Origin of the sequence: Solemya elarraichensis gill symbiont, assembly GCF_002021095.1 — a bacterium.
In the GTDB taxonomy this organism is placed as follows: domain Bacteria; phylum Pseudomonadota; class Gammaproteobacteria; order Chromatiales; family Chromatiaceae.
In genome coordinates, this window is record NZ_MPRK01000036.1 from 1 (window position 1) to 11,119 (window position 11,119).

11 protein-coding genes and 1 pseudogene are annotated in these 11,119 nt (G+C 49.1%); 7 read left to right on the top strand and 5 right to left on the bottom strand.

Going from position 1 to position 11,119, the window contains the following annotated elements; all coding sequences use genetic code 11:
- The 4 genes from BOW51_RS03165 to BOW51_RS11575 all read left to right on the top strand — a co-directional run.
- A partial coding sequence (locus tag BOW51_RS03165) for a TRAP transporter permease (RefSeq protein WP_135568022.1) occupies positions 1-2,538 on the top strand: 2,538 nt, incomplete at its 5' end.
- 9 nt (positions 2,539-2,547) lie between these two features.
- The gene (locus BOW51_RS03170; RefSeq protein WP_078476403.1) at positions 2,548-2,973 is read left to right on the top strand and encodes a universal stress protein; all 426 of its coding nucleotides are present in this window, start codon (positions 2,548-2,550) and stop codon (positions 2,971-2,973) included.
- Positions 2,974-2,984: 11 nt separating this feature from the next.
- Positions 2,985-3,524: an HPP family protein gene (locus BOW51_RS11570; RefSeq protein WP_245828421.1), complete on the top strand. Its 540-nt coding sequence runs from the start codon at positions 2,985-2,987 to the stop codon at positions 3,522-3,524.
- A complete protein-coding gene (locus BOW51_RS11575) occupies positions 3,521-3,937 on the top strand; it encodes a hypothetical protein (RefSeq protein WP_245828423.1) in 417 nt (138 codons plus the stop codon). The genes BOW51_RS11570 and BOW51_RS11575 overlap by 4 nt, the downstream gene beginning before the upstream one ends.
- Positions 3,938-3,974: 37 nt before the next feature.
- Here the strand turns inward: BOW51_RS11575 and BOW51_RS03180 are convergent, their stop codons facing one another.
- A complete protein-coding gene (locus BOW51_RS03180; RefSeq protein ID WP_078476404.1) occupies positions 3,975-5,393 on the bottom strand; it encodes a protein adenylyltransferase SelO in 1,419 nt (472 codons plus the stop codon).
- Between the two features lie 255 nt (positions 5,394-5,648).
- Between BOW51_RS03180 and BOW51_RS03185 the strand changes: the two genes are divergently transcribed.
- The 3 genes from BOW51_RS03185 to BOW51_RS03195 all read left to right on the top strand — a co-directional run bounded on the left by BOW51_RS03185 (position 5,649) and on the right by BOW51_RS03195 (position 8,622).
- Positions 5,649-6,566 carry a Fic family protein gene (locus BOW51_RS03185; protein WP_135568023.1) on the top strand — a complete coding sequence of 306 codons (918 nt, stop codon included), beginning with the start codon at positions 5,649-5,651 and terminating at the stop codon, positions 6,564-6,566.
- A 169-nt stretch (positions 6,567-6,735) separates the two neighbouring features.
- Positions 6,736-7,989, top strand: coding sequence for a M48 family metallopeptidase (locus tag BOW51_RS03190; RefSeq protein WP_078476411.1), 1,254 nt, complete (start codon positions 6,736-6,738; stop codon positions 7,987-7,989).
- A gap of 111 nt (positions 7,990-8,100) precedes the next feature.
- Positions 8,101-8,622: a cyclic nucleotide-binding domain-containing protein gene (locus tag BOW51_RS03195; RefSeq protein ID WP_078476406.1), complete on the top strand. Its 522-nt coding sequence runs from the start codon at positions 8,101-8,103 to the stop codon at positions 8,620-8,622.
- Between the two features lie 251 nt (positions 8,623-8,873).
- Here the strand turns inward: BOW51_RS03195 and BOW51_RS03200 are convergent.
- The 4 genes and pseudogenes from BOW51_RS03200 to BOW51_RS03215 form a co-directional block, all read right to left on the bottom strand.
- Positions 8,874-9,098, bottom strand: a pseudogene (locus tag BOW51_RS03200) (HIT domain-containing protein); the annotation flags it as partial.
- Between the two features lie 81 nt (positions 9,099-9,179).
- Positions 9,180-9,563, bottom strand: a complete 384-nt coding sequence (locus BOW51_RS03205; RefSeq protein WP_078476408.1) for a response regulator — start codon at positions 9,561-9,563, stop codon at positions 9,180-9,182.
- A gap of 316 nt (positions 9,564-9,879) precedes the next feature.
- The gene (gene rarD / locus BOW51_RS03210; RefSeq protein WP_078476409.1) at positions 9,880-10,779 is read right to left on the bottom strand and encodes an EamA family transporter RarD; all 900 of its coding nucleotides are present in this window, start codon (positions 10,777-10,779) and stop codon (positions 9,880-9,882) included.
- A 52-nt stretch (positions 10,780-10,831) separates the two neighbouring features.
- Positions 10,832-11,119, bottom strand: a 288-nt coding sequence (locus BOW51_RS03215; protein ID WP_174564725.1) for an MGMT family protein, incomplete at its 5' end; no start/stop codon positions are given.

Genomic DNA, 11,119 nt, shown 5'->3' on the forward strand with positions numbered 1-11,119 from the left:
GTTGGTATGGCAGGCAAACTGCTGATACTTGTCCCGCTTGCCTGGTCGTTGTTTCAGATTTATGTCGCTTCCACGGCGCCTTTCTGGCTGACCACTGTCCTGGGTGTCAACCTGACATTCAACTCGGATGAGACCCGCGCAATTCATCTTGCCTTTGCAATGTTCCTTGCCGCTATCGCGTTCCCACTGTTCAGCCATTCTCCGCGCGACAGAATTCCCTGGTATGACTGTGTGCTGGCTTTAGTCGGTGTTGCAGTCTGTCTTTACCTGCCGGTCTTCAAGGGTGAGATATCCCTGCGCCCCGGTCTCTGGACGTCGACTGACCTGGTAATTTCTGCGGTTGGTATCACGGTACTGCTGATTTCTGTCTATCGTGCTCTCGGCTTGCCCCTGGTAGTGGTTGCTTCGGTATTCATGCTGTATGTCTTTTTCGGTCACTACAGCTGGCTACCGGAAGTGATCCAGTGGAAGGGCGCCTCACTATCAAAGGCGCTGGGCCATTACTGGATGCAGACAGAAGGTGTTTTCGGTGTCGCCCTGGGTGTGTCTGCATCGATGATTTTCCTGTTCGTCCTGTTTGGTTCGATACTTGAGAAAGCAGGCGCCGGTGCCTGGTTTATCAAAACGGCTGTTGCCATGCTTGGTCACTTCAGGGGCGGACCGGCCAAGGCGTCGGTACTCTCATCGGCCATGACCGGAATGATCTCAGGCTCCTCGATTGCCAACACGGTAACAACAGGTACTTTTACAATCCCACTGATGAAGCGGACCGGCTTTCCGCCGGAGAAGGCGGGTGCTGTCGAGGTGGCGTCCAGCACAAATGGTCAGCTCACACCGCCGGTTATGGGGGCGGCGGCATTCCTCATGATTGAGTATGTCGGTGTCAGTTATCTTGAGGTGATTCGACACGCATTCCTGCCCGCACTAGTCTCCTATATTGCTCTGCTTTACATCGTTCACCTTGAGGCAATGAAACTGGGCCTTGAAGGTTTGCCAAGGGGGTCACAGCCGGGCACGCTGATCTCCCGTCTCGCCAATGTTCTGTTGGGTTTTATTGTTGTTTCCGGGCTTGCAGCTGCGCTCTACTATGGCCTCGGCTGGACCAAGGGAATGTTTGGTGATGCAACCATATACATTGCCATGGGACTCTTTCTCACCGGTTACGTCGTATTGGCAAAATATGCAGCAGGAATACCCGATCTCGATCTGGATGACCTCAGCCGTCCAATGCTTGTCAAACCGGAACTGCGTCCGACGGTAAGGACAGGGCTCTATTACCTGTTGCCAATCATCGTGCTTGTCTGGTGCCTGATGATTGAACGCTTTTCACCCGGGCTCTCTGCATTCTGGGCAACCATGGGAATGATTTTTATCGCCCTGACCCAACACAGCCTCAAGTCTCTTATGCGTAAGCAGGGGAGCATTTCTGATGGCATTAAGCGTGGCTGGTCACAGCTGATCGATGGCATGGTTGCTGGTGCACGTAACATGATTGGCATTGCCGTGGCCACTGGTGCAGCGGGCATTATTGTGGGCACAATATCACTGACCGGTGCGCACCAGATCATGGGCGAATTTGTCGAGTTTCTCTCCGGCGGCAACCTGATGCTGATGCTGTTTCTGGTCGCAGTACTGAGCCTGATACTTGGTATGGGTCTGCCGACCACGGCTAACTACATCGTGGTGTCGAGCCTGATGGCGCCTGTGATTATCTCTGTCGGCGCTCAGTCAGGGCTGATCGTTCCGCTGATTGCAGTTCATATGTTCGTCTTCTATTTTGGCATTCTTGCCGACGATACGCCGCCGGTAGGACTTGCTGCTTTCGCTGCCTCGGCAATATCCGGCGGAGATCCTATTCGTACCGGTATCCAGGGTTTTACCTATGATATTCGTACTGCCATTCTGCCTTTTCTGTTTATTTTCAATACGGATCTATTGCTGATCAATGTCGGCCCGGTTCAAGCGGTGTTTGTTTTCCTTGTCGCCCTGGTTGCGATGATGGCATTTGCCTCTGCAACACAGGGCTTCATGTTCGTGCGCAACAGGTGGTGGGAGACACTGGTTTTGTTGTTGGTTGCCTTTACCATGTTTCGCCCCGGTTTCTGGCTCGACCAGGTTTCATCGCCGTATGAATACAGACCTGGAGTTGAGATTCTGCAACATGCACAAGCCGCACCGGCAGATGATCAGCTGCGCATGGTGGTTGAGGGACCTGACAGCCGAAATGGTAAAATCAAGCAGTTGACGCTTTATGCACCACTGGGTGAGAGCGGCACTGGTGAAGAGCGTCTTATGTCAGCTGCAGGTCTGATGGTCGATGTACAAGAGGATAAGGCTCTGCTGGATGAGCCAATGTTAAATACGGCACGGTCGAAGACTCTGCTGCAGTTCGATTTTTACGCTGATGAACCAGTTACCGTAAAACGTATCGAGATAGCTGCCGAACGCACGCCAAAGGAGTTATTCTTCATTCCTGCAGTTGTGTTGTTGTTTATGATTATTGTTATACAACGTCGCAGACTTTCTTCTTCTGCATAGGGGGCAACAATGTTCAAAGAGGTTTTACTTGCAGTTGATCTGAATCATGAGTCGTCATGGAAAAAGGCATTGCCGGTGGCAATCGCATATGTCCGGTCATCAGGCGGCACCTTGCATCTGCTTAATGTGATACCCGATTATGGTATGGCAATTGTTGATCAGTATTTTCCCGAGGACTACAAGAAGGAGCTGGAGGAAAAGGCCATGGCGGCACTAGAGGCGTTCGAGAAAGATCATCTCCCTGACGATATTCAGTATGGAAGTATCGTCGCAGAGGGCACTGTCTATGATGAGATTATCGAAATGGCAAAAGAGATTAATGCAGACGTGATTGTTGTCTCATCAGGCCATGATGGCATAAAGGATTACCTGATTGGTCACAACGCTTCGAGAGTTGTACGGCATGCACCCTGTTCGGTGACCGTGGTGCGTTGAGTTTCATCCGAATGAAAATGCTATTCGATATTTTCGGCATAGAGTGGCGTGAGGTTAGCCACAGGGAGCGGATTGTCTCCGCCGTGGGTGCCTTTCTTGGTATTGCAGCAGTTGTACTGACAAGTCGTTATTTTCTTGGCGATGCAGGCTCCTACCTGGTTATTGCCTCAATGGGCGCCTCGGCAGTTTTGCTGTTTGCGGTTCCACACGGCGCATTGTCACAGCCCTGGTCTGTACTGGGCGGTCATCTCTTTTCAGCGCTGATTGGAGTCACTTGTTCACTGGTGATTCCCTCCGACCTGCTCGCTGCACCACTGGCTGTAGCGCTTGCAGTTGGCGCGATGCATTACCTGCGCTGCATTCACCCACCGGGAGGGGCAACAGCGCTCGTTGCCGTAATTGGCGGCAGTGAAATTGAAGCGCTCGGGTACCAGTTCGCGCTGACGCCGGTTCTTGCCAATACGCTGGCAATTCGTGCAACTGCGATTCTGTTCAATCTCTTTTCGAGTGGCGCCGTTATCCAACCTGGCTCTACCAGCGTTTTGCCGTGAAACAAGAGCAACTTTCAACAGAATCCTACGAGGCGATTTCACATGAGGACTTCGTCTATGCACTGAGTGAGATCAACTCCTATATTGATGTCAGTGAAAATGACCTGCTGCGCATTTCTGAACTGGCAACACGCAGTCGGCAGAACAGGCGATTATCTCCTGATGATCTGATGTCAGGTCATTACTACAGTCATGGTAAACCGGGAGACGCCTGGTCGATCAGGCGTATCATCGACATCTCGCCAGGTGAAGCAGGGCATGAAGACGGCATCATTTACCGTATCGTTGAAGGGGAGGGAGCACCATCCAACGGATCTGCTACCTGTACGGAATTTGCCCGCTGGTGCCGTTATGAGGTGTTTCGAGAGGGAGACAATTGGCGTCGTGTGGAGGTCAATTCCGGGCTCGATTAAAAGCCCGGTTGTTATAAACAGGTTTCACGGTCACATATCAGGTCCCGCAAAAGGTTCTCATCACCCGTTCGTGTGATTGAGGAGGATTTGAATAGTGTTCCAATCCTGGCTGTTTGGTGAATGGCTCAGCAAGCACCTGCCGCAGCTCATTGAATACGCTGAAATCATCCTCAAAGACAGCCTCAATTGCCCGTTCAACCTGGTGGTTGCGCGGAATGACAACAGGATTGCTCGATTTCATGAGACGGCCAGCCTCCTCACGCCCACCTGCTTGTTTATCAATACGCTGAAGCCAGCGGGCTTCAAACTCACCAAATGTGCCGGGTTCGGAGTTGTCCAGGCAGGAGGGGAGTTGGCGGAAGCTCAGGCTGTAATCGAGTTGGTTATCCTGCAGATGCTGCAGCCAGGCGGTGATCAGTTCAATGTCATCATCAATGAGGTTGGTGAGACCAAGTTTTTTACTCATCAAGGTAAAGTAGTGCTCTTCGAACGCTGGCAGGAACAGATCCAGTAACGACTCGTAGTCCTGCTGTTCGCCGTCGAGCATCAACAGGCACTCTGCCAGTCGTGTCAGGTTCCATTGCGCCATATTGGCCTGCTGGCCAAATGCGTAGCGGCCTTGTTGATCGATGGAGCTGAAGACCTTGTTGATATGGAACTCATCCATGAAGGCACAAGGACCGTAATCCAGCGTTTCACCGGAGATGGCCGAGTTGTCAGTATTCATGACGCCGTGAATAAATCCCAGTGCCATCCAGTGAGCAACCAGCTTGGCCTGCTTTTCAACCACTGCCGAGAAAAATGCCAACACAGGTTGTTCGACCGATGCGGCATCAGGGTAATGCCGTGCGATGGCGTAGTTGGTTAGCTCCTTCAATGCAGCTTTATCATCTCTTGAGGCAAAGTATTGAAAGGTGCCGACACGGATATGGCTGGATGCTACACGGGTCAGAATGCCGCCAGGTTCGCGTGATTCGCGAACCACGTCTTCGCCCGTGCTGACGGCTGCGAGTGCCCGTGTGGTTGGTACTCCCAGCTTGTACATGGCCTCGCTGAGCAGATATTCGCGGATAACCGGTCCCAGCGATGATTTGCCGTCGCCATTGCGGGAGAAGGGCGTTTGTCCTGATCCCTTGAGTTGAATATCGTAACGGCCTCCATCCACGGGGCTGACAATTTCACCTATCAGGGCAGCTCGTCCATCACCAAGCTGAGGCACAAAATGGCCAAACTGGTGACCGGCGTATGCCAATGCAATGGTTTTTCCACCCGGTAACGGCTCATTTCCACTGAATATACGAGCCAACATGGTTTCGTCGGCATCGAGTTCGTTCAGACCAAGGTGGTTGGCCAGTTCCTCGTTCCAGGCAATCAGTTCTGGCTCCGGTGCGTTGGATGCCTGGATTTTGGCGTAAAAGTGCTCTGGAAGGCGAGCGTAGCTGTTGATGAAGTTCATGCGATTAGTTTCGCATTACTTGAACAGGATTCAACCTTCTCAATAATCGGGGAGTCGTTCCTTACATCTTAGTTATCAAACAGCCCGGCAAGACGTAAAGTAAAATGAATATTAAGCATCAAGCTTTACATAATTTCTGCCATATAAAACTAAAGCGTCATTCGAGTGTAAAGTAAATAGAAAAATAATCATCATACTTTACATTATTGAGTGAATGATCTAATATTTCTGTAAAGTTATTGATGGGGTTTGCTTGTGTATCAAAATATTAGCTACAAGGAAAAACTTGAGGCTCTCTCCGGGCACTACAAGACTTCAGTCGCACTGGCGGCCGATATTGGTGTGTCACGCATGACCTTGGTCAACTGGCGTGATGGTCCCGAGCGGATATCTCAGAAGAACCGGGACAAGGTGGATTATCTGTATTGCCGGGAAATCATGTTGCCATCTATGCCAGCAGACTGGGCCGAGGGCGAGCAAGTGCCTCTGCCAGAGGATGTCTTTGATCAGCCTCACATCAACAAAAAGCTGGTAGAGCAGTTGAGTTTTGGTTCCTTGGAGATCGAGACAGGCACACAAGAAAAGGAGTTCAACCAAGTGATCAGAGAAGAGGTGGTGCCAGCCGCTACCCAGGTCAAGAGTGTCCTGGAGATTGCCAATATTTACCATACTACATGGCGGACTATAAATCGGTTTCGCAACGAGCCGGATGATGTCACTAGTGCCATGGTCCGTCAATGGCATGTCGAACTGATGTCCGGGGTCCGTGATGATGCTGGTTTCTACTCCACGAAAATCAGAGTGCTTCCGGATACGGACCTGGTGCTCACAGATCCGGAAGACATCGACGAGGAAATCGAATACTGGGCCATTAAGAGCAGGGATCCAAAGGATATGATGGAGATTGCTAAATCCCACGCTTATTTTGAATTAATCCATCCATTCGGTGATGGCAACGGGCGTGTGGGCCGACTGATCATGCTTTGGCAGTGCTTGCAGGCGGGGCTGATGCCACCGATGATAAGCCAGTACTCAAAGGCGCTGTATTATGTGACCTTGGAATATGCTCAGCGCCATGGGCATGTGGGCCCGTTGGCAACTTTCTTTAATGAGCAAGCGAAACAATCCAAAGATATGGTCATCAGCGGGACTATGCCTAAACTTACCCTTTAGCCATGGCAAAGAGAGCAAAATCGGGAAGTCGTGTCTGTATTTCTGCGTCCACATGTCTCAAAAGAGTAAATTCCCTGCAAGAGAACAGGATTTTTAATAATCAAAACGAAACGGGGATCGAGGTGGTATAATTTCCTATTCGATTGAAATCTGATTGTTTTTCCTGCTCATGAATGAATTTTCCCTGCTTTTTCTTTTTTTCCTGTTCCTGACATCGGCCACCCAGTTGTGGTTGTCCCGCCGGCAACAGGGCCATGTTGCTGCGCATCGCTCCAGGGTGCCTGAAGCATTTAGCGAGATGATTTCAATCGAACAGCACCAGAAAGCGGCTGATTACACGGTGACCAAGTTACGCTTCGGGAGAGTTGAGCTCTTTACCGGGCTGGTCCTGTTGCTTCTACTGACACTGGGTGGCGGGCTGGATTGGGCAAACAGTTATCTATCTGCGCTGGGCTACACGCAACTTGTCACAGGGACGTTGGTGATTGTTGCAGTATCGCTTTTTATATCAATCGTGGATATTCCTTCTGCCTTGTATCGCACCTTCGTCATTGAAAAACGTTTTGGCTTCAACAAGTCAACCATGGGGACTTTCTGGCTGGATCGCCTCAAGGGTTTAATGCTCTCTCTGCTGATTGGAGTACCTCTTATCATGACGGTGTTGTGGGTGATGCAGACACTGGGCGATTACTGGTGGATCGCAGCATGGGCTACTTTGACAGGTGTCTCACTTTTTCTTGCCTGGATATTCCCGCAATTTTTAGCACCACTGTTTAACCGCTTTGAACCGCTTGAAGAGGGAGAAGTAGCCGAACGAGTGAAGTCACTACTGTCCAAAACCGGATTTAAATCCAACGGCGTCTACGTGATGGATGGATCCAGGCGTTCAGGCCACGGGAATGCCTATTTCACCGGTTTTGGTAAAAACAAGAGAATCGTCTTCTACGATACGCTATTGAAACAGCTGTCAGCAGAACAGGTAGAGGCTGTACTGGCACATGAACTGGGCCACTACAAAAAACGACACGTCATCAAGGGCATCATTCTCTCTACCGCCATGTCATTCACCGGTTTTGCAGTTCTTGCATGGATAATGAAAAATACATGGTTTTATACCGGCCTGGGTGTAGAGCAGCCGTCGACCTATATGGCCCTGATTCTATTTGTGCTTATAAGCCCTGCATTTACCTACTTTCTGAGCCCGATATTCTCCTGGGTTTCACGCAGGCATGAGTTTGAAGCCGATGCATTTGCTGCAGATCAATCCGGAAGCAGGCATCTCATCACTGGACTCATTACGCTCTACAGGGAGAATGCCAGTACCTTGACGCCTGATGCTCTGCATTCGGCCTTTTATGATTCGCATCCACCGGCATCTATCCGAATCAGGCATCTCGAAGAAGTGCACAAAGCTGCAGTATGATCATTTCGAATCACTACTTTCGTTCTGTTGCATAAATTGATACTGTTTTAGCTGATATCGCTTTCCAAGACTCAAATAATAAAACCTCAGAATTAAACTTGGAGTAAGAACATGAGTAAAGATTTTCCACTAGAGCCGGTGATGATATTCCTGCTGGGAACACCTTTCTTTGAGAAACTACAACCGGAAGAGTTACAAGAGATCATCCATCTTGTCGAAAAGGTTGCCTTTTTGAAGGGAGATACAGTCTTCAATGAGGGTGATCCCGGTGATGCGTGGTATGTCGTCTACAAGGGCGCGGTTGATGTCTTGAAAAACGGCCAAAAAATCACCACGATTGAATCGCAAGACTGTTTTGGAGAGATGTCGATCCTGGATAAGTTGCCTCGATCCGCTACTGTGCAAGCATCGGTGGACTCCGTTCTCCTGCGAATTACCAGTGAAGTCTTTGATCAGTTGATCAAAGAGAAAAAACTGGTCGCATATAAACTTGTCCATGAGATGGCAATTCTGCTTTCAAACAGGCAGCGTGCATCAACTGAAAAGCTATCGGAGCTGATTGGTCACGAAGACATTAATAATGTGCATACTGAAATGAGAAATATCGTCGAGAAATCTTCAGTCAGGGAGTGATGGCTGCACGGCTTCTGCGGCTGGATAGAGGATAGCCTGGACTGAACCATACTCGTCACAATGAAAAAACCCCTTCAGTGATCAATCACTAAAGGGTTTTTGATGTATGGTGCCGAGAAGAGGACTTGGCACCACGTTCTCGTAACTAATTGAATCAATGGGTTATTTAATTCAGTAACCGAGAATGTATCACACCAATGTATCGCACTACAACAGCAGGTGATCTCGTGCCAATAGGTGCATGTTCGCGGTCAATACACGCCCTTGCCGGGGATCGTGTGCCTGACACCACCACGTGCTTCATCGACATCGCCTTTGCGTCTCGGAATCAGGTGGATATGGCGGTGAAAGATGGTTTGACCAGCATCTTCTCCTGCGTTGATGCCGATATTGAAGCCAGATACCGAATCATCTAGTGCTTCTATCTGTGATTTCATTTCTTCCAGCAGCTGGTTGCAGGCGTTAACCTCTGGTCGTCCGAGATGAAAGTAAGAAGCAACGTGGTGTTAGAATAGAGACGAGATTTATTGCGTCTTTCTGCGTGTCTCTTTGCTCCATTATTTGTAAAGCCACAACTTTATGGCTTCATCAATATCTTCCATACTGATCGGCTTGGCCAAGTGTCCATCTATGCCGCTTTCATGATACAGCTCAATGTCATCAGGCATGGTATAGGATGTTATGGCGAGAATCGGTTTGTGTTCCCCTTTCTCAGATTCTTCCTCACGAATATTTCTGACCATTTCACAACCATCCATCATGGGCATGTTGATATCTGTCAGAATCATTGCATAGTGGTCCTCCTTCAAGAGTTCCAGTGCTTCTACGCCGCTATTTACACCAATCCCTTCCAGTCCGAGAAATTTCAGATGCTCCAGCACGATAGACAGGCTGATAATATCGTCATCCACGACAAGTATCTTTGCATCCAGATTGTGCATATCCTCTTCTCCACGCCTTTCTCTTGCTAAGTTGCATTATAGTCTAATGAAACAATAAGGTGGTGGAGAATGGCGCGCCTGACACCCAGCAAGTCATTATCGAATACACCAATACCTAGCATGCGATTCAGGTCACGATGCTCCCGGGCATGATCAGATATTTGGGGTCAGAGTAAAAACAAAGTTATCCACACGGTTATGAATGGCGTGGACATTATTATACTGAACCCAATTATCCGATGATGGATGAAAAACGTGGCCTGTCCCCCATTGTCTTCGATCATAAGATGCCACTTTTCTGGTCGATAGGGGAGATTCAATTATCTCTATAAACAGTTTCTCTTAATTCATGCAGCTTCCTAATTCCCGCTACAGCAAGCAACCCAACAGCTAGCCAGATAGGAATATATGTCAGCCATTGGTCAGAACCAATGTGCTCCCCAAGCAGTAATGCCACTATCGCCAGCAACACTGGCTCGACATACCCCAAAAGCCCAAAAAGACTTAAATTCAGGAGGCGACTTGCAGCTATATACGATGCAAGTGCAAGGGAGCTTATCAAGCCAAGTATCGGGATAAGGATATAGAGCGTTGGGCGTTCCGTAAATAGTAACGGCAGTGAATCTATCTCCCTTATAGCAAACCATAAAGCAACGGGTAAGGTAAGCGCCAAATCAAACCACAACCCACCCAGGCAGTCTAATTTCTCTTTACGGCGTAAAATAAAATAGAGCGGGTATCCTAATGCCACCAGTAAGGATGCCCAGGAAAAAACTCCAACTCGATACAACTCATGGGAGACTCCAAAGAGTGCGCATAGAGCAGCTATTTTCTGCAGTCCTGACAACTTGTCCTTATAGATTAGTCGTCCTGCTACCAGCATTGTCATTGGCAAAAGAAAGTATCCAATTGAAGCATCCAGGGCCATGTTATGGAGTGGCGCCCACATAAAGAGCCAAAGCTGGACTCCCAGTAATGCTGATGACAAGGGAAGGATGACCCACAAACGGGCTTCATTGAGGAGGCGCCGGGCAACGTCACGAATCTGATTCCATTGCCCCCATGCCAACATAAAACCGGTCATTATGGGAACAGTAAGCAGCATGCGCCAGCCAAATATCTGTTCGCCAGTAAGAGGGGCCAGAAGAGTGGCGTAGTAGTACATAACGCCAAACAAAACCGAGGCAATTAATGAAAAGCTAACACCCTTGATCATAATTCATGAAATCTTTTGGATGGCAAGAAAACTCTGAAACAGAAAACAGCCTTTACTTCGAAACATCTTCATCCCACAGATAATCTTCAAGGTCAATTCTATCTCCTATCCCAAATTCAACGTCCTCAGTCTCCAGTAGCAGTTTTTGCTCCTCGTATCCCCGGAAAGGTTTTAACGAAATTTTTCCTTCCCTGTTGATAACCCTGTGCCAGGGCAGTTTCTCTTTTCTTGAATAGACATGGAGGACAAGCGTGTCTTTGATCTCGTGATGTAAAACGGGACATCCAAGTCGCCCTTTTACACTCGATCTTCGACAGCCTTTATTGCCCCGGACGCCCTG

What these genes read in the sequence shown, in the direction of transcription:
- BOW51_RS03170 (WP_078476403.1), top strand. Translation starts at nt 2,548, where the DNA reads ATGTTCAAAGAGGTTTTACTTGCAGTTGATCTGAATCATGAGTCGTCA.
- BOW51_RS11570 (WP_245828421.1), top strand. Translation starts at nt 2,985, where the DNA reads ATGAAAATGCTATTCGATATTTTCGGCATAGAGTGGCGTGAGGTTAGC.
- BOW51_RS03180 (WP_078476404.1), bottom strand. Translation starts at nt 5,393, where the DNA reads ATGAACTTCATCAACAGCTACGCTCGCCTTCCAGAGCACTTTTACGCC.
- BOW51_RS03190 (WP_078476411.1), top strand. Translation starts at nt 6,736, where the DNA reads ATGAATGAATTTTCCCTGCTTTTTCTTTTTTTCCTGTTCCTGACATCG.
- BOW51_RS03195 (WP_078476406.1), top strand. Translation starts at nt 8,101, where the DNA reads ATGAGTAAAGATTTTCCACTAGAGCCGGTGATGATATTCCTGCTGGGA.
- BOW51_RS03205 (WP_078476408.1), bottom strand. Translation starts at nt 9,563, where the DNA reads ATGCACAATCTGGATGCAAAGATACTTGTCGTGGATGACGATATTATC.
- rarD (WP_078476409.1), bottom strand. Translation starts at nt 10,779, where the DNA reads ATGATCAAGGGTGTTAGCTTTTCATTAATTGCCTCGGTTTTGTTTGGC.